The organism is Symbioplanes lichenis (assembly GCF_030709675.1).
Lineage (GTDB): Bacteria > Actinomycetota > Actinomycetes > Mycobacteriales > Micromonosporaceae > Actinoplanes > Actinoplanes lichenis.
Map to the genome: position 1 here is coordinate 1 of NZ_JAUZQD010000029.1, position 19,554 is coordinate 19,554.

At 74.3% G+C, this 19,554-nt stretch carries 10 protein-coding genes; 4 read left to right on the top strand and 6 right to left on the bottom strand.

The features are described from left to right. Positions 1-1,599 precede the first annotated feature (1,599 nt). Entirely contained in the window at positions 1,600-2,814 is a 1,215-nt protein-coding gene (locus tag RAN62_RS40075; RefSeq protein WP_305790128.1) for a threonine synthase, read from the top strand. A gap of 137 nt (positions 2,815-2,951) precedes the next feature. Here RAN62_RS40075 and RAN62_RS40080 read toward each other — a convergent pair whose 3' ends face one another. The 4 genes from RAN62_RS40080 to RAN62_RS40095 form a co-directional block, all read right to left on the bottom strand. Next, positions 2,952-3,200 carry a DUF3040 domain-containing protein gene (locus RAN62_RS40080; protein ID WP_305790129.1) on the bottom strand — a complete coding sequence of 83 codons (249 nt, stop codon included), beginning with the start codon at positions 3,198-3,200 and terminating at the stop codon, positions 2,952-2,954. Positions 3,201-3,537: 337 nt separating this feature from the next. After that, a complete protein-coding gene (locus RAN62_RS40085; protein ID WP_305790130.1) occupies positions 3,538-4,131 on the bottom strand; it encodes a hypothetical protein in 594 nt (197 codons plus the stop codon). Positions 4,132-4,234: 103 nt separating this feature from the next. Then, positions 4,235-4,966, bottom strand: coding sequence for an ABC transporter permease (locus RAN62_RS40090; protein ID WP_305790131.1), 732 nt, complete (start codon positions 4,964-4,966; stop codon positions 4,235-4,237). Beyond that, the gene (locus tag RAN62_RS40095) at positions 4,963-5,928 is read right to left on the bottom strand and encodes an ABC transporter substrate-binding protein (RefSeq protein WP_305790132.1); all 966 of its coding nucleotides are present in this window, start codon (positions 5,926-5,928) and stop codon (positions 4,963-4,965) included. The genes RAN62_RS40090 and RAN62_RS40095 overlap by 4 nt, the downstream gene beginning before the upstream one ends. Before the next feature lie 43 nt (positions 5,929-5,971). On the opposite strand from RAN62_RS40095, the gene RAN62_RS40100 reads away from it, so the two are divergent. Continuing rightward, positions 5,972-6,997, top strand: a complete 1,026-nt coding sequence (locus tag RAN62_RS40100; protein ID WP_305790133.1) for a zinc-dependent alcohol dehydrogenase family protein — start codon at positions 5,972-5,974, stop codon at positions 6,995-6,997. Here the strand turns inward: RAN62_RS40100 and RAN62_RS40105 are convergent. Both RAN62_RS40105 and RAN62_RS40110 read right to left on the bottom strand, forming a co-directional pair. Further along, on the bottom strand, positions 6,994-8,079 hold the full coding sequence (locus tag RAN62_RS40105) for a serine hydrolase domain-containing protein (RefSeq protein ID WP_438874607.1): 1,086 nt from the start codon (positions 8,077-8,079) through the stop codon (positions 6,994-6,996). The genes RAN62_RS40100 and RAN62_RS40105 overlap by 4 nt on opposite strands. Positions 8,080-8,184: 105 nt before the next feature. After that, positions 8,185-9,435, bottom strand: coding sequence for an NAD(P)/FAD-dependent oxidoreductase (locus tag RAN62_RS40110; RefSeq protein ID WP_305790134.1), 1,251 nt, complete (start codon positions 9,433-9,435; stop codon positions 8,185-8,187). A 195-nt stretch (positions 9,436-9,630) separates the two neighbouring features. Here RAN62_RS40110 and RAN62_RS40115 point away from each other — a divergent pair, with 195 nt between their 5' ends. Beyond that, a complete protein-coding gene (locus tag RAN62_RS40115; protein WP_305790135.1) occupies positions 9,631-9,822 on the top strand; it encodes a hypothetical protein in 192 nt (63 codons plus the stop codon). 55 nt (positions 9,823-9,877) lie between these two features. After that, positions 9,878-19,552 carry a hypothetical protein gene (locus RAN62_RS40120; RefSeq protein WP_305790136.1) on the top strand — a complete coding sequence of 3,225 codons (9,675 nt, stop codon included), beginning with the start codon at positions 9,878-9,880 and terminating at the stop codon, positions 19,550-19,552. Positions 19,553-19,554 lie beyond the last annotated feature (2 nt).

The window sequence follows — 19,554 nt, forward strand, 5'->3', positions numbered from 1 at the left end:
GCGAGCGGGCGGCGGGGTTTGTCACCTCGCCAGTGGCGGAGGCGGTCACGGCGGGGCGAGAGCGGCTGGCGAAGGTTGTCAACCCACCGCACTTTCGCCGTCCCCGGTGCGCCACACCCGTCACCCCGTGATCGTGGGACGGACCTCGACCTGGCCACCGAGCCGTCGAGTTGCCCTGGCTCTCGCCGTCCACGGCCCGGCCGGTGTGCGTAATGGTGTGGCAACCGCGCGACAATGCCAACGCCGCAGGCGGCAATGAGCAGTGCCATGCGCAGCCCTGAACGCAACCATTTCGTCGCAGACCCTGTGGCCTATCAACACGCTCGCATGACATCCGACGGTTTACCCCGCCGTCCTTACCGGTTGACAATTTGTAGTGTAAGGCTGTCAATGCTTGAGGTGGCCGCCTCCCGTGTGAAGTCGCCGGAAGTGCAAGTCCGGAGCCGCGCAACTGAAAGAACTGGCGTCGTCTTCCCGGCCAGCCCTGCGGAATGTCCGGTCGTCGATTGTCGTCGACGCAGTGGGCCGATTGCGCGCCAGCATGTCCTGGCCTATCCGCACCGATGGTGCGCAGCGCGATCCGGCCCGCTCGACGGTCCGCGGTGACGATCCGGGCTGACCGAGGCGCGGCACCGCGTTCCGGTCTGCCCGCGAACGGGAGGAGAAGCGTCCGCGGCGGCCAGCTTTCCGACGGCCTTCGTGCGGCGGCCGACGGCCTTCGCGCGGTAACGGTCGACGGCCCTCGTGCGGTAGCGGCCGACGGCTCTCGTGCGGTGGCGGCCGACGGCAAGAAGGGGCGACCGGCGGGTGAGAGCGAATCGACCGAGGGCGTGGCGCCGGTAGTGAGGTTGAAGTGATCACTGGTGTGGCGCTGGTGGCGTGGTGGAAAATCCGTCGACGCACGGCGTGTAGGAGAGGGGCATGGTCGTGCGATTGCGGCGGGCTGCGGTGTGGCTGGGATGCGCGGCGTGGCGGGCTGCGGCGCGGCTGGGACGGGTGACGACGCGGGTGAGGTGGGCGGCGTGGTGGGCCACGGTGCGGGGAGCGGCCGGGGCCGGGGGCGCGTCGGTGGGGCGGGGAGCACTCCGCCGGGGCCGCTCGCGCCGGGCGCCCAGTAACCCTCGCGGCGAGCGCGCTGCTCGGCCTGCCGGCGGGTGTGCAGCCGGAACTTGCCCCAGTCGCGCCGCTCCTGGTGCTCGCGCCGGAACTGCTCGTGCAGCGGGCACCGGCGTGGCGACCGGGTGCGATCGCGCATCCCGGCCAGCTGCGCCCGGCTGAATAGTGCCAGCTGTCCCATGCCGAAGATTGTGCTCCCGGGTGGCCCGCGATGTCGCATCAAATTGACGATCCGGTGTGCCAAAAAAGAAAAAGTAACGGCCGTCACGCTGTCGCCGAAGAATGGTTGATGAAAGCAAACATGACGTTTTGCCAAAGCCGATGATGGGGGGCTAACGTGATGCGCGAGTCGGCACGTGCCGATGAAAGCGCAGATGCAGTCGGGGTGCCCCTGGAGGTGGCCCCGCGGATCGGCAGGGCGAGGGCGCCTTTGCCCGACTGCGGCGGTTCTGTGCGGCTTGTTGGAGACGTAGGGTGGTGATCATGACGTACTCGGCTCTCAGTCATCTGGAGTGCTCGCGGACCGGTGAGCCCTACGACGCCGGTGTGGTGCAGGGGGTGAGTGCTGCGGGGGTGCCGTTGCTTGCTCGGTACGACGTGGAGCTGGCGGCGAAGACGTTCAGCAAGGAGGCGCTGGCGGGGCGTCCGGCGTCGATGTGGCGCTACCACGAGATGCTGCCCGTGGGGTCGCCGGAGAGTGTCGTCTCGCTCGGAGAGGTCATGACGCCATTGGTGCCATTGCCGCGTTACGGGGCTCGGATCGGCGTACCTCAGCTGCTTCTGAAGGACGAGGGGCTGGTGCCGACCGGCACGTTCAAGGCGCGCGGGGCCGCGGTGGGGGTGTCGCGTGCCAAAGAACTGGGCGTGCAGGGGGTGGCCATGCCGACGAACGGGAACGCGGGGGCGGCCTGGGCGCTCTATGCGGCGCGGGCGGGGCTGCCGAGTTTGATCGCGATGCCGGTCGGGGCGCCGGAGATCACCCGCAAGGAGGTGGCTGTCGCGGGCGGCGAGCTCTTTCTGGTGGACGGGCTGATCGGGGACGCTGGGCGGCTGGTCGCGGCGGCCGTGCGGGAGCGGCCGGGCTGGCAGGAGGTGTCGACGCTCAAGGAGCCCTATCGGCTCGAGGGCAAGAAGACGATGGGCTACGAGATCGCCGAGCAGCTCGGGTGGGAGGTGCCGGACGTCATCCTCTATCCGGCCGGCGGTGGCGTCGGGCTGATCGGGATCTGGAAGGCGCTGCTGGAGCTGCGGGAGCTCGGCTGGATCGGCAACCGGTTGCCGCGGCTGGTCGCCGTGCAGGCGGAGGGGTGTGCGCCGATCGTGAAGGCGTTCCAGGAGGGGGCCGACGTGAGCGAGCCGTTCCCGGACGCGCGGACGGTGGCCTTCGGGATCACGGTGCCGAAGGCGCTCGGCGACTTCCTGGTGTTGCGGGCGGTGCGGGAGACGGCCGGCACGGCGGTCGCGGTCAGTGACGCGGATCTGCTGGCCGAGCAGCGGCGGGTGGCCGCGGACGAGGGGACCTTCATCTGCCCGGAGGGAGCGGCCTGCCTGGCGGCGGCGCGCGACTTGCGGTCGGCCGGGTGGATCGGCGCGGGGGAGCGGGTGGTGGTGCTCAACACGGGTACGGGCCTCAAGTATCCGGAGACTGTCGAGGTCGACGCCCCGATTCTGCCCGTGGACGGGGCCATTCCCCGCTGAGGCGCGGTGCGGTGGGTGGCCGCGCTTTTGAGGTGCGGTGCGGTGGGCGGTGGCGCTTGCGCGGTGAGACGTGGTGGGGCGTCGTGTCGCGGGTGGCGTGGTGGGGCGTCGTGCGGTGGGCGGCGGTGGCTGCGGTGTTACGGGCGGTGGCGGTGGCGGTGGACCAGGATGATGACGATGATGTTGGAGACCAGGGCCAGGGTGACGACGGCGGCGCGGGTGCCGAAGAGGACTGCTTCGACGGGGACCACGATGTAGGTGAGGGCGCAGAGGATGGACAGCGTGGGGAAGGGGCGCGGGCCGCGCATCCGGGCGGCGAACGCGGGATCGGCGCGGGTGAGGTCGTGTTCGATGTCTCGCAGGGCTCGCTGCTGCTGATCGTCCATCGCTGACCGGCCTTCTGCAGACCTGGCGAGCCCTCAGACTACCCTGCGGGGGTCCTTCGGCGGTACGGCGTTCGTCGATGCTTTCGTGCGGTTGCCGTCGTGAGATGCCGGCCGTCCGGGATGCTGACCGGCCGTCGGGAGCGCCGATCGGCCGTCCGGGGTGTCGACCGGCCGTCGGGAGCGCCGACCGGCCGTCCGGGGTGTCGACCAGTCGTCGGGGGTGCTGACCGGCCGTCGGGGGCGCCGATCGGCCGTCGGGGGTGCCGATCGGCTGTCGGAGGATGCCGGTCGGCCTGGGTGGGAACTCGACTCGGACGGCATCTCGTGAGTCGTCGCCTCATGAGAAGCGGATCCACCACTGTTGGGTGTGAAACACCGTGTCCGGGTCATCCGAGCATTCCGCCATGATCGGACCGGTCTCATCGCGCCGCACAGCGAGGCAGCGTCCGGCGGGCGGGCCGTCATATCGGAGCTTCCAGGGCGTGAAGCCCGGCTGCGCGGAGCTGAGGTTGTCGAAGTGCCAGGCGTGGGCGTCGTCGCACGAGATCGAACCGACGGTGTCCGCCGTCAGAGCCGCCATGCAGCTGTTCGTGCCCTCGAGTCGCACCTTGGCCTGAGCGGGTCCACCGGCGGCGATCATGGTGAACGCCTGTGCGGGCTTGTTGTTGCATCCGACCATGGCGAAGGAAGTGCTGGACGTGTCGATGCACGCGTTGCCGCCGGCGCGGATGTCGAACTTCCCCTGGCCGACGACGGCGGGCGCGGGCGGGGGTGTCCGCTCGTCCGGCTTCAGCGCCAGCAGGCTGATGAAGGTCGACGAGCCGAGAGTCAGGAGCGCGATGACGACCCCGGGCAGCGTCGTGCCGGCCTGTGGATCCTTGCGATGTCTGATCCTGACGAACACTGCGACGACCAGGATCGTGAGAGTCACCGAACCAACCGCGGCGAGGGCTGCCCACATCGGCTGCATGACCTCATCCAGCCATAGCGTTGCAGATCAATGTGTTGGACGCTGATATCCGACACCGGGGACGTCACGCGGTGGTGTGGCGGACCCAGGGGGCGAGGCGGTGTTCGATGGCGACCAGGAGGGAGAAGAGGGCGATGCTCAGGGCCGCCAGCAAGGTGATGGCGGCGAAGGCGAGGGCCGTGTCGGCGCCCGCGTTCTGGATGAGGAAGCCCAGGCCGGCCGTGGCGCCGAAGAGTTCGCCGACCAGGGCGCCGATCACGGCCAGGGGCATGGCCGTCTTCAGGCCGACGAAGATGTGGGGGAGGGCGGCCGGGCCGCGTACGCGCCAGAAGGTCTGCAGCCGCGAGGCGGTGAGGGAGCGGGCCAGCTCGACCAGGTCGGCGGGGGTGGTGCCGAGGCCGGTGGCGGTGGCCAGCACGATCGGGAAGAAGGCCATGAGGGCGGCCAGGACGACCTTGGGGCCCGCGCCGAAGCCCAGCCAGACCAGCAGCAACGGGGCGAAGGCCAGCTTGGGTACGGCATTCAGAGCCACTAGGGCTGGATACATCGCGCGGGCCACCCAGTCGGAGGCGGCGAGCGCGGTGCCCAGCAGGATGCCGGCCGCCGCGGCGAGGGCGAAGCCCTGCACCGTTTCCCACAGCGTGACCCCGGCGGCGGACAGCAGGTCGCCGGGGTGGCGGCGGAAGGCGCCGACGACGGCCGGGGGCGCCGGCACCAGGTAGGACTCGATGCGCAGCGCCACGACGGTGAGCCACCAGGCCAGGATCAGGGCCGCGCCGCCGGCCAGGCGGATCATCCCTTGGGGGCGAGGTCGTACGCGATGACCTGCCCGGCGTCGAATCCGGCGGGCACGGCTCCGGCCGACTGCATGACGGCGACGCCCCGGTCCACTTTCGCCTGGTCGAAGGAGCCGAGCGGGCGGACGTACGGGCGCATGAGCTCGAGTTCCTTCGCGGCGACGGCGGCGGGCTGGGTGCTCTGGTGCTTGGCGAGCGTGGCGCCGGCCTCGGCGGGGTGGTCGACGGCGTACTCGAGGCCACGCAGCATCACGGCGGTGAAGCGGCGGATGCGCTCGGGATCCTCGGTGGCTTTCCGGGTGACGGCGAGGCCGTTGCCGTACAGGTCGGGCAGGATGTCGGCGTAGGGCAGGACCACCGCGGAGCGGCCCTTCGCCGCGGCCTCGACCCCGGGCCGGCCCACGACGAACTGGGTGGCGGCGTCGATGCTGCCCGCGGCGAGGCCCTGCGCCATCTGCTGGGCGGGCATGGTGACCCATCGGACGCCGTTCGGATCCGCGCCGGCGAGTTCGGCATACGGTTCGTAGAGCACGCGGACCACACCGCCGGGGATGTAGGCGACGCGCTTGCCCTTGAGGTCGGCGGGCTTCGTGATGCCGCTGCCGTCGAGCGCCATGAGGCAGGCGAGCGTCTTCTGGTGCACGGCGCTGACGATGCGGAAGTCGGTGAAGGTGCCCTTGCCGTACTCGATGAGCGCGGCCGCCACGTCCACGGCGGCGAAGTCGGCCCGCCCGCCCTGGAGCAGCTGGAGGTTCTGACCCGTACCGTTGCCGGGCCGGATCTCGACGTCGAAGCCGGCCTCGCGGAACCAGCCCTGGTCGATGGCGACCTGGACGTAGGCCTCCCGGCCCTGCACGCCCACGCCGGTGAGGTAGACGATTGTGTCCAGGGTCGCGTCGTCGCCGCCGCTGGATCCGCAGCCGGCCAGGAGAATCAGGACAGCTAGCAGCGCCCGCTTCATGGGGATCGACAGTAATGAATGACAGGCGCAGGGGGGAAGCGATATGCGAGCAGTGATCTTCGACAGTTTCGGCGGGCCGGTCCGCCTGGCCGAGGTGCCCGAGCCCGAGCCGCCCGCCGGTGGGGTGGTCGTCGAGGTCCGCGCGACCGGCCTGTGCCGCAGCGACTGGCACGGCTGGCAGGGCCACGACCCCGACATCCGCCTGCCGCATGTCCCGGGGCACGAGCTCGCCGGGGTTGTCACGGCGGTCGGTGCCGGCGTGACGCGCTGGCAGGCCGGGGACCGCGTCACCACGCCGTTCGTGTGCGCCTGCGGCACCTGCCCGGCCTGCCTCGCCGGCGACCAGCAGGTCTGCCACCGGCAGGAGCAGCCAGGCTTCACGCACTGGGGATCCTTCGCCGACCGGGTGGTCGTCCGGCACGCCGACACCAATCTGGTACGCCTCCCGGCCGCCCTCGATTTCGTCGCGGCGGCCGGTCTGGGCTGCCGGTTCGCGACGGCGTTCCGGGCCGTGGCCGACCAGGGGCGCGTGCGGCCCGGCGACTGGCTGGCCGTCCACGGTTGCGGCGGCGTCGGCTTGTCGGCGGTGATGATCGGCGCTGCCGCCGGGGCCCGGGTGGTCGCCGTGGACGTCGCCCCGGAGGCGCTGGAGCTGGCGAAACGGTTCGGCGCCGAGGTGACCGTGGACGCCACGACCGTCGACGTGCCGTCCGTCGTCCGGGAGGTGACCGGCGGGGGCGCCCACGTCTCGCTGGACGCGCTGGGCAGCGCCGCCACGATGACCGGGTCGATCGAGTCACTGCGCCGCCGGGGCCGCCACGTGCAGGTCGGGCTGCTCCCCGCCGCCCAGGGGCGCCCGGCCGTGCCGATGGAGCTCGTGATCGCCTTCGAGCTGGAGATCGTGGGCAGCCACGGGATGCCCGCTCACGCGTACGAGCGGATGCTGGGCCTGGTCGAACGCGGCCTGTTGCGGCCCGCCGAGCTCGTCACCCGCCGGATCGGCCTGGACGAGGCGCCCGCCGCCCTGGCCGGACCGTTCCCGGCCGGGACGACGGTGATCGTGCCCTAACCGCACAAGGCTGTGTCCACGGCCCGGCGGACGTGGGCCTCGGCCTCCTCGGACTCCGGCACCATGGTCACGGCCACGGTGGCCGCCCGGCCGTCCTCGGTCGCGGCGTTGCGGGTCTCGTACCCCGGGATGTCGCCGCCGTGGCCCCACGCCAGGCCGCCGCAGCTCAGCGGCGTGCTGACCAGGCCCAGGCCGTAGCGGGCGCCGGGCCACATCGCGGCCGGGACCGTACGCTTCATCTCGGCCAGCTGCGCGGGCGGCAGCAGCTTGCCGTCGAGCAACGCGCCGAAGAACGCGTTGAGATCCGACGGCGTGGCGACCATCTGGCCGGCCGCCCAGCCCCACGACGGGTCGAGGTCCGAGACGTCGGCCGTCCCCTGGTAGCCGTGCGGGTGCCGCTCCCGGATGCGCTGCTCACCGACCGGCGGGAAGTACGTGTGCCGCAGCCCCAGCTTGCCGACGATCCGCGTGGTGATCTGCTCGGCGAGCGGCCGTCCGGTCACCTTCTGCACCAGCAGGCCCGCGACGACGTAGTTGGTGTTGCTGTACGCCCACTGGGTGCCCGGCGCGAAGTCGGCCGGATGCGCCAGCGCCAGATCGAGCAGCTCGCGCGGCTCGAAATAGGTGTGCAGCAGCGCCGGGTCGTCGAGCGGCAGGAACTCCGTGTAGTTGGGCAGGCCGCTCTGGTGCTGCAGCAGCTGCCGTACGGTGATCCGCCGCCCGTCGATCCCGTCGCCGCGCACGAGTCCGGGCAGATAGGTCTCGACCGGCTCGTCCAGGGCGACCTTGCCCTCGGCGACCAGCTGCAGCACCACCACGGCGACGAACGGCTTGGTGTTGCTGCCGATGCGCACCTGCCCGTCGACCGGGGCCGGGCGGCCGGTGGCGGTGTCCGCTACCCCGGCGGCCAGGTTCCGCGTGCGCCCGCTCCGGCTCTCGACCGCGGCGAGCGCGGCCGGGAAGCCGTCGGCGGTGACGAGCTGGTGCAGCTCTTGTCGTACGGGATCAGGCGGTCCCGCCGACGCGGCGGTGGGCGCTCCGCCCAGCAGGACAACGGCGGCGAGTGTGGCGGACAGGTTCACGACGGCTCCTCGGGTCGACCGATGCGGACCTTTTCAGCCTCGGCGACCCGGTGCGCCGGATCGATACGGCCACCTGCCGGATCCGAAGTAGCGCCAGCACCACCCCTACACCGCGCTCTCCGAGCGGTCGCGGCCGACGAAGCTGACGAGCTGACGGAAAGCGACGGTGGCCTTGTTGCGCCGGCCCCGCAGGTAGAACAGGTGGACGCCGAGCCAGGCCAGCCAGCCGACGAAGCCACCGAGGTGCAGCGGGCCGATGTCGGCCACGGCGAAGTAGCGCGACACCGCGGCCATGTTGCCCTTGTCGAAGTAGTGGAAGGGTTTGCCGTTCGGCCGGCCGGTCAGGCGGCGGGTGATGGTGCGGCCCGCGTACGTGCCGCCCTGCATGGCCACCTGGGCGACGCCCGGCAGCCCGTCGCGGCTCATGGCCTCGCCGAGGACGAAGATCTCCGGGTGTCCCGGGACGGTCAGGTCGGGATCCACCAGGATGCGCCCGGCCCGATCGGTCGGGGCGCCGGTGTCCTCGGCCAGCCGGCGGGCCAGGCTGGTGCCGGCGACGCCCGCGGCCCAGATCTTGGTCGTCGCGTCGATGTGCTCGGCGCCGGCGGTCGTATCCACCTTGACGCCGGTCGCGTCCAGGTCGACGACCCGGGTGTCCAGGCGGACGTCCACGCCGAGCTTGCGCAGCCGCCGGGCGGCCTTGGCCGACGTCGCCGGGGCGAAGGTCGGCAGCACCCGGTCGGCGGCGTCGAGCAGGATCACCCGGGCGTCGGCCGGGTCGAAGTGGCGGAACTGGCCGCGCAGCGCCCGGCGGCTGATCTCGGCGATCTGACCGGCCAGCTCGACGCCGGTCGGGCCGGCGCCCACGACGACGAAGGCCGGTGCCCCGGCCCCGGGGTCGAGCTCGGCCCGCTCGAAGGCCCCGAAGACGCGCGCCCGGATGTCGAGGGCGTCGCCGATGCTCTTCAGGCCGGGGGCGTGCGCGGCGTAGCCGTCGTGGCCGAAGTACGAGCCGGTGGCCCCGGCGGCCACAATCAGCGTGTCGTATCGCACCTGGTAGCTCCCGCCGCCCGGGACCGCCGCCGTCACCGTCCGGGCCGTGGTGTCGACCCCGGTGACCCAGCCCAGGCGCACCTCGGCGTTGCGTTGCCGGCGGAGGGCGTACCGGACGGGGGTGGCGACCTCGCCCGGGCTGAGCACCCCGGCGGCGACCTGGTAGATCAGCGGCTCGAACACGTGGTGGTTCGTCCCGTTGATCACGGTGACGTCGACCGGCGCCTTGCGCAGGGCCCGGGCGGCGTACAGACCGCCGAAGCCCGCCCCGACGATGACCACACGATGCCTGTTCTCCGACATTGTCCACGCTCCTGATCTCTCACCAGGAACAACGTTTCCGCCGGTACGCCCAGTCCCGCCCGGGTGCGTGCCGATGCTCACGAAGATCGATGCCGGAGGCTGTCACATCCGCGGCGGCCGCGTCGTCGGGACCCGTTGAACCGTGCGGGCCGGACGATCCGTATGACGGGGGAGACCGGCGATGGGACGTGCAGGATGAGGCTTCCGGACGATTCCGGGCCGGACGGCGACCGCGCCGCCCGGGCCGAGGCCATGCGGCTCGACGGCCCGCCCGACGGGGGCGACCTGCTGCTGCGGCGCGCCCTGCGCCGGATCCGCGAGGAGGCGACCCGGGCCGGCCTGCCCGCCTGCCCGTTCCACGGCCGCCTGCATCCCCGGGACCGATAGGGCCAACCTTCACAAAAGCGAAATATCCTCGCTCGGCCGTGCTTAGTGTCGGCCTGTGCGTGCCTCCCCCGGGGCCCGGCAGTTCGCTGTCGCCCTCCTGACCGTTGCGCTGGTGCTCCTCGCCGCGCCGCCGCGGCCCGCGCTCGCGGCCGCCAGCACGATCACCACGACGGCGTCCGGGGCGCGCATCTACATCGGGCTGCTCGGCGGGCTGCTGCCGATCAGCCTCAACCTGCCCGAGCAGCAGTCCACGTGGACCACCGGCGCCCCGCCCAGCGCGCAGAGCACGCTGTCACTCGACGTGGCGGGCATCCTCACCGTGGGCGCCACGACGACCTCGGCCCGGCCGGTCGACGGGGGCGGCCGGGCCGAGGCCCACACCGCCGGGCTCACCCTGCTCGGCACCACGCTCGGCCTCGACGCGATCGCCGCCACGTGCGAGATGACCGACACGGCCATCACCACCGACGTCGACGTCGCCAACATCACGCTGCTCGGGCAGACGATCAACCCCAGCATCGGCCTCTCGCTGGGCGTGCCCGGCGTGCTCACCGCGACCCTCGACAAGCGCACCGCCACGTACGACCCCGCGACCGGCCGCCTCGACTACGTGGTCCGCGGGCTCGACCTCGACCTGCTCAGCGGGCTCAGCATCGTGGCGAGCGGCTCGGTCGTCCTGGCCGAGGCCACCTGCTCGGGCATCGTCAAGCTCGGCGCCGTCACCACCGCGCCCACCGGCGTCGTCCCCGGCACCTCCGGCACGCCCACGGTCACGGTCGCCAATCCCGGGGACATCGCCGCCCCGAACACGGTCATTCGCGTCCCCGCGCCTCCGGCCGGCTGGACGGCCGGCCCCCCGACCGTGACGGGCGGCGGGACCTGCACCAAGAGCAGCACGTACGTGACCTGCACCGGTGTCACCGTGCCGGGCGGCGGCTCCGCCACGGTGTCCCTGCCGGTGAGCCTGGCCCCCGGCGCGGCGGGCGCGGCCGCGTGGGCGCCGGACCCGGGCTCGATCACCGCCACCAGCACCCCGATCGCCGAGGTCACCGGGACCAAGCTCACCACCAGCGGCGCCGGCACCCTGGCCACGGCCCTGCCCCCGGTCAGTACGGGCGGATCGCTCACCCCGGCCCCGGTGAACCTGGCCGCGGGCAAGACCGCGACTACCACCGTGACCGTCGCCAACCAGGGTCCCTCCGACGCGACCGCCGACGTCCGGATCCCGATCGGGAACCGGCCCGCCGGCGTGTCCGTCACCTCCGCCTCCGCGGCCGGCACGCCGTGCACGGTGACCGCCACCGACATCACCTGCGCGAACGTGACCGTCCCCGGCGCCGGATCCACGGCCGTGAGCATCCGGATCGCCGCCACGACCACCACGCCGCCGGGCACCACCTGGGATCTCGCCGGGCTGAGCGCCACGCTCAACGGCACCCCGATCAGTGGTCAGGGGCGCCTGCTGACGGTCAGCGACCCCGACGTCAACCTGGACCGCGGCGTCAGCCTCGCCCCGGTCACCGCCGTGCCGGGCGGGCCGGCCGCCCCGGCCGGGATCCGTGTCGCCAACCTCGGGATCATCCCCGCGACCGGGACGACGATCACCGTGGCCGCGCCTCCGGCGGGCTACACCGTCGGAACGGTCACCACGAGCGGCGGTGGATCCTGCACGACCACGGACGGGATCCGCTGCACCGGCGTCACCGTCCCGGCCATGGGCGCCGTGACCGTCACCGTGCCGGTCACCCTCGCCCCGGACGTCACGACACCGTGGGCGCCCGAGGTCACGGCCACGAGCGGCGACTCCACGGGCACAGCGAGCGGCACACTGGTCACGCCCGACCCGCAGGTCACGTTCACCGCGACGGCGAGCGGGCCGGCGGCGCGTACGGTCCGGCCGGGCCAGACCGCCACCGTGACCGTCGACGTGCGCAACCAGGGTCCCTCCGACGCGCGCGGGCAGCCCGTCGTCGTCGTGGCCCCGGCCGGCACCACCCTCGGCGCCCTGCCGCCGCCCTGCGAGTCGCTGTCACCCACCACCGCGCGCTGCGCGCTCGACCTGGCCGCGGACGCCACGCGGACGCTGAGCTTCGCGGTCGCCGTGCCTGCGCAGGCCGACCCGGCGGTCCCGCTCACCGGCGGCTGCGTCAGCCTGGATGCCAACACCACGTGCGGGGATCCCGGCGACCGCGCCTTGCCCGCCATCGAGCTCCGGACGCCCCTCGCGAGCCGCCTGACCGTCACGGCCACGCCCGCCACGATCACGCCCGGCACCGAGGGGACCGCCGCCCTCCGCCTCACCTCGACCCAGACCGAGCCGGAGCTGACGGTCACCGTCCCGAAGCAGCAGCTGCCCGCCGGCTTCACCGTCACGGGCAGCGGCTGCGCCGAAACCCCCACCACCCTCACCTGTACGGGCGACGTGACGTTGCGCGTGCGGGTCGGCGCGGACGTCGTACCCCCGGCGAGCTGGACCGCCACCGGCATCACCGTGAGCGACGGCAGCGAGCAGATCACCCTCGACGCCCTGCTGGCGAGCGCCGGAGCTCCCCGCACCGGGCTCGGCGCCACGGTGACCGGCCCGGAGGACAACACCGTCGAGCCCGGCGAGACCACGGCCCTGCGGATCGTGGCCACCAACGCCGGCCCGTCCGACGCGCCCGCGGCCGCCTTCACGGTCGACGCGCCGGCCGGCACCAGCTTCGGCGGCCCGCTCCCGGCCGCCTGCACCCCCGTGAGCGCCACCCGCCTGAGCTGCACCGCCGCCCTGGCCGCCGGGGCCTCGACGCCCGAGCTGACCGTGCCGCTGACCGTCGCGGCCACCACGCCGCCCTTCGACCCGCTGACCGGCGGCTGCCTCGACTTCGACCCGGCGGGCGGCTGCGACGTGCCGATCGGGCCGATCTACCTCGAGGTGCCCTTCGCCCAGCAACTCGCGGTCACCTCCACCACCGCGACGGTCACCCCGGGATCCACCGGTACGGCCACCGTGGCCGTCCGGGCGACGCACGGCGACCTGGACGACCTCACCGTCGTCGTGCCGCTCGGCGCGTTGCCGCCCGGGCTGACCGTCACGTCACCCGACTGCGCCGTGACCGCCGGATCCGAGGTGCGCTGCGAGGGATTCTCGGTGGGCGCGGGCGAGACCGGCACGATCCGGCTGACCGTGGCCGCCATCGCCGCCACGGCCCCCGGCACGACCTGGACCGCCACCGGAGTGACCGTCGCCGGCGCCGACGGCTCGGCCGGCGTGGATCCGGTCCTCGCCCGCACGGGTCCGGCCGTCGCCACGCTGGATGCCACCGTGACCCCGCCCGCCGGTCGCCTCGAACCGGGCGACCGCGGCACCCTCACGGTCACCGTCACCAACCGCGGCCCCTCGGACGCCGCCGGAACCGGCTTCGGCGTGCTCCTGCCCGCCGGGGTGACCTGGGAGTCCGGGCCCTGCCCGGTGACCGGCGAGCGGGCCGCCTGCCCGGTCACCCTGGCCGTCGGCGCGTCGGACACCGTCGCCCTGCCGTTCCGCGTCGCCGCCGGGGTCACCGGATCCGAGCTCAGCGGCGGCTGCGTCGACCTCGACGACGACGGCTTCTGCGCGGTCCCGCCCGACACCGAGCTGCCGCCGTTCTACCTGGCGACACCGCTCAGCGGCCGCCTGGCCGTCACCACCGAACCCGCCACGGTCGTCCCGGGCACCACCGGCACCGCCCGGCTGACTCTCACGTCGACGCAACCGGAGACCGGCCTCACCGTCACGCTGCCGCTCGGCGACCTGCCCGCCGGGTTCACGTCCCCCGGCTGCGCCCCGGCGGCCTGCACGGGCATCGACCTGGATCCCGGCGAGCCCCTCACGATCGCCGTGCCGGTGACCCTGGATCCCGGCGTGCGGCCCCCGGCCGCCTGGACGGTGAGCGGGCTGACCGTCACCGACCCCGCGACCGGCGGCACCGCCACCGCGGGCGGGCTGCTCGCCACCGCCGCCGCCCCGCGATCCGTGCTCACCGCCGCGGTCACCGGACCCGCCGCGGGCACGGTCGGCGCGGGGGAGACCACCGAGCTCACCGTCGTGACCACGAACACCGGGCCGTCGGACGCCACGGGCGCGGCCTTCGCCGTACGGGCCCCCGCCGGCACCGCCTTCGGCCCGCTCACCGGCACCGCCGCCAACCTCTGCGCCCCCGCCCCCGCCTCCGCCACCGTCCTGGACTGCACGGCCACCCTCGCCGCCGGCGACCCCACGCCGGCGCTCACGATCCCGCTGACCGTGGACGCGGCCGTGGATCCGTTCGAGGCGCTCACCGGCGGGTGCGTGGACCTGGACGGGACCCCCGGCTGCGGGCCCGGCGACGCGGAGATCGGCGCGATCCAGCTGTCCGTGCCGTTCGCCCGGCGCGCCGAGGTCACGACCACGGCCGCGGCCGTCACGCCGGGCACGACCGGCGTCGCCACGGTCGCCGTCACCGCCACCCGCGACGACCTCACCGGCCTGACCGTGGTCGTCCCCCTGGCCGCGCTGCCCCCGGGCCTCGCCGTCACCGGGGCCACCGCCAACGCGAGCTGCACGGTCACCGCCGCCGACGTGCGCTGCACCGGCCTGGACGTCACCGCGGGCGAGAACGAGCCCGTCACTTTGCGCGTGGCCGCGGCCTCGTCGGCGGCACCGGGGCTGGCGTGGCCGGCGACCGGCATCACCGTGCAGGGCGCGCCGGGGCAGGTCACCGTGGCCGGGGAGCTGGCCCGCACCACGGCCGCCCGGGCCGATCTGGACACCGTCGTGACCATGCCGGATCCCGTCGAGCCCGGCGCCACGGGCACGCTGACCCTCACCGTCACCAACCGGGGCCCCTCCGACGCGACCGGCGCGCAGATCAGCGTGGTCGCCCCGGCCGGCGCCACCTTCGACGGCCCGCTGCCGCCCGGCTGCACCCCGGCGGTCACCTGCCGGATCGACCTGGCCGACGACGGGACGCTGCGGCTCGACCTGCCCCTGCGCGTGGACGCCGCGGCCACGCCCGGCTCCACGCTGACCGGCGGCTGCCTGGACACCGACGGCGACGGCCGCTGCACCACGCCGCCCGACGAGGCCTTGCCCGGGCTGACCGTGGCCACGCCCTTCGACCGCCAGGTCACCGTCACCACCACGCCCGCCACGGTCACACCCGGCACCAGCGGCACCGCGTCGGTCGTCGTCACCGCCGACCGGCCGCAGAGCGGGCTCACTCTCACGATCCCGCTGACCGGCGTGCCGGCCGGCATCACCGTCGGGACCCCGGCCGGCTGCACGCGCACCCCGGCGGCGATCACGTGCACCGGGCTCGGCGCGGGGACGGTCGACCTGCCGGTGTCCGTGACCGCTGCGGACACCACCTGGACGGCCCGGGACATCACCGTCACCAACCCGGCCGGCGCCACCGCGACCGGCACCGGCGTCCTGGTCCGGGCCGGCGGGCCGCGGTTCACCCTGGCGGCCACGGTCACGCCGCCGCTCGCGGACACCGTCCTGCCGGGAACGGTCGGCGTCTTCTCCGCGGAGCTGCGCAACACCGGGCCGTCCGGCGCGGCGGCGGCCCCGGTGACCGTACGCGCGCCCTTCGGCACCACGTTCGGCCCGCTCACCCCGGCGACCGCTCAGCTCTGCGCGCGCGGGTCCGACACCACGCTGACGTGCACGGTGACGCTCGGGGCGGGGGACGCGGTGACGGTGGCGCTGCCGGTGGCCGTTCCGGGATCCGCGGCGGCGGCGGAGGCCCTCACCGGGGGCTGCATCGACCTCGACGGCGACGCGGCCTGCGGGGGCGACGCCGACGCCGCGCTGCCCGACCTGACCCTGCGCTTCCCGCTGACCGAGCTGCTCACGGCCACGGGCGCGCCCGTCGACATCCCGCCCGGCGGCTCCGGCACGGTGGCCGGCACGATCACCGCCCGCGAGGCCCGCGACGACGTCTTCCTGCAGGTCAACACCGCGTCGCTGCCCGCCGGGCTGACCGTCGACCGGGTCCGCTTCGACGGCGTCACCTGCCCGGTGGCCGGCACGGTGATCACCTGCACGCTGACCGACCTGCCCGCCGGGGTGGCCGTACCGTGGACCTTCGAGCTCAGCGCGGCCGCGGACACCTCCACCGGCGCGGTCTGGGCGCCGGTGCTCACGCTGGGACAGGGCACCGAGGTGTACGTGGCCCGCACGGTCCTCGCCACCGTCGGCGCCGCCACCCACCCGACCACCGTCACGTTCAAGGTCCCGGCGTCGGGCTCGGTCCTGCCCGGCGGCACCGGCCAGCTCCAGGTCGACGTGACCAACGAGGGCCCGTCGGTGTACCAGGACGCGCGCAGCTACTTCGTGGCGCCCACGGGCACCTCGTTCACGGCCCTCACCGGGCCCACGGCCGACGCGTGCACCCTGATCTCGCCCACGCTCGCCGCGTGCGAGCGCGACATCGCCGTCGGCACGACCACCTACACCGTGGGGCTCGCCGTGCCGCCCACCACGGCCCCCGGGACGCTGATCCGCGGCGGCTGCCTCGACAGCGACCTCGACGGCGCCTGCACCGTGCCGCCCGACCAGCGGATCCCGGCGTTCCGGCTGGGAATCCCGTTCAGCGGCCAGGCGCGGCTCGGCACCGAGCCGGCCACGGTGACACCGGGCTCGTCGGGCCCCGCCGCCGTGACGCTCACGGCCGACCGCCCGCTGACCGCGCTCACCGCCCGGATCCCGCTCACGGACCTGCCCGCCGGATTCACGGTCGAGCCGGGGGCCGGCTGCGCCCGCACCGGCGACGAGATCGTGTGCGCCGGTCTCGCGGCGGTGGCCGGCGACCAGCGCCTGCTCGGCCTCACCGTCGGGGTGCCCGCCGGGGCGGCCGAGGGCACGACGTGGGCGCCGGCGATCACGCTCACCGACCTCGGTGGCTCGACCAGCCAGGTGACCGCGGTGCTGGCCGTCGCCGCGGCGCCGCGCACCGGGATCACGTACACGATCACGCCGCCGCCGGATCCCGCTGTGCCCGGCACGACCGCCACCATGACGGTGACCGTCGCCAACGCCGGCCCGTCGGACGCCACCGGCGTCACCACCGGGCTGATCGCACCCACCGGCACGACCTTCGGATCCCCGCTGCCCGCCGCCTGCGCGCCCGCCGCCGCCGACCGGCTCACCTGCCGCTTCGACCTGGCCGCGGGGGCGCCGCCGCTGGTCTGGGCGCTGCCCGTGGTGATCCCGCTCGGGGCCGACCCGGACACCGACCTGGGCGGCGGCTGCGTCGACCGCGACGGCGACGGCGTCTGCGGGCCCGGCGACGTGACGCTGCCCGGGATCCCGCTGACCCCCGCCCTGGCCCTCTCCGTGGCCGTGCCGGATCCCGGCACGGTGCGCCCCGGCGGCACGGGACTGATCACCGTCACCGTGGTCAACCGCAGCGCCACCGACGCCCGGGGGCTGTCCGCCTCGGTGCTCGCCCCGGCCGGCACCACGCTGCTCTCGTCGCCCGGCCCGTGCACCCTGGCCACGCCGGCGCGCGCGGACTGCACGCTCATGCTCCCGGCCGGGGGGCGCGGCGAGTATCCGATCCGGTTCCAGGTGGCCGCCACCGCCGACCCGGCCACGCCGCTGACCGGCGGATGCGTCGACGTCGACCGGGACGGCTCCTGCGCCGGGCGTGGCGACCGGGCGATCCCCGCCATCGAGCTGGGCGGGCCGCTCGGCGCCGACGTCGACGTCACCGCCGTGCGGGGGACGGTCACCCCGGGCTCGTACGCGACCTCGGTCCTGCACGTCCGCGCCCGCCGCGCCCTGCCCGGAGCCACCGTCACGGTCCCGCTCGCCGCTCTGCCCACCGGCCTGACCGTCACCGGCGCCTCGGGACCGGCGGGATCCACCTGCGCGTCGGGCGACACCGCCATCACGTGTACGGGACTCGCCCTCGAGGCCGGCGTCGACACCGTCCTCGGGCTCGTCCTCGCCGCCGCGCCCGGGCTGCCCGCCGGGGTCACGTGGATCGCCGCCGGGATCTCCCTTTCTCATGAGGGCGAGACCGCCACGGCCACTCTTCCGCTCGCCGTCACCGGCAGCCCGCAGAGCGCCGTCACCTATGCCGTCACCGCACCGACCGGCACCCTCGCCCCCGGCGATCTGACCACGATGACCGTGACGGCCACCAACGCCGGGCCCTCGGACGCCGCCGACACGCGCCTGACCGTCGCCGCGCCGGACCTGACCACCTTCGGCACCCTGTCCGGCCGGGCCATCGCCGACTGCACCCGCACCAGCGACACCCTGCTCACGTGCACGGTGGACGTGCCCGCCGACGCGACAGCGCAGCAGTGGGCCTTCCCGCTGCTCGTGGCGCCCACCGCCACCGAAGGCCAGACCGTCGCCGGCGCCTGCGTGACGGCGGGAAGCACCCGGGAGTGCGGCGGCAGCGCCACGATCGGCGGCGAGTTCGCCCTGCCCGGCCTCGGGGACACCGTCACCCTGACCGCGGATCCCGTCGTCGTGACGGCCGGATCCACCGGCACGGCTCAGGTATCCGTTGCGGCGGAGTCCGACGTGGACGGCGTGACGCTCACCGTGCCGCTGGCCTCGCTGCCCGCCGGGGTCACGGTGACCGGCGCGTCGCTCGGCAACGCCTCCTGCACGGTCGGCGACACCGCCGTCACGTGCACCGGCGTGGCCCTGGCCGCCGGTGCCACGTCCGTTCTCGACCTCGACGTGACCGTGGCGGCGACCGTGGCGGCGGGCACGGCGTGGCGGGCCACCGGCATCACCCTCGACGATCTCGTCTTCGCGGCCACGCTGATCACGACGACGGTGGCGGAGCAGGCGGTGACCGTCACCGCCGGCCCGCCGAGCGTCCGGGGCCCCGCGCCCGGGCAGACCACCGTGTTCCCCCTCAGCGTAGCGAATCCAGGCCCGGCGGATCTGGATCCCTACACCCTGTCCGTGGTGGCACCTTCGGGCACGTCTCCGGGCGCGTCGCTGCCGGACAGATGCAGCACGCAAGGCTCCACGGTGGTGTGCGCGCTGTCCCTGGCGGTGGGGGAGTCCACGACGGTCGGCATCCCGTTCACCGTGGCCAGCGGCGCCGCCGTGGGATCCACGCTGCGCGGCGGATGCGTCGACGAGGCGCTGGCCTTCCTGCCGGCCACCTTCGACGGGACCTGCGGCGGGGCACTGGACGTCGCGCTGCCCGCGCTGACGGTGGCGCGGCCCGAGGTGGATCTGGCCATCGAGCACGTGGATCCACCGCCGACCACGGCGCCGGGCGGGACGGTACTGCTGCGGTTGCCCTACAGCAACAACGGCACGACCAACGCCGCGGACGTCCGCTTCGCGATCGGCCTGCCGGCGGGCGTCACCTTGCGCCGGGCCTCGATCCGCGTCTCCTCGTCGGGGACTATCGACATCACGTGTACGGGTTCCCGGGGCGAGGTGCGGTGCGCCGGGCCGGAGGCGCCGGTCGGCGCGTCGAGCGAGCTGTGGCTCACCCTGGCCGTCGCGCAGTCGGCGCCGGCCGGCACCCACCCGGTCACCGTGACCATCAGCACGGCCGGCGCCGAGGGCAACGTGATCGACAACGTGGCGACCGCCTACTTGACCGTCGCCAGTTCTTCAAGCGGCGGGCCGAGCTCGCCCGGGCTCGCGAAGACCGGGCAGAACATCGCCGGGCTGATCGTCCTGGCGACCCTGCTCGTCGCCGCCGGCACGATCGCCCGCCTCGCCGCCCGCCGGCGCTGAAA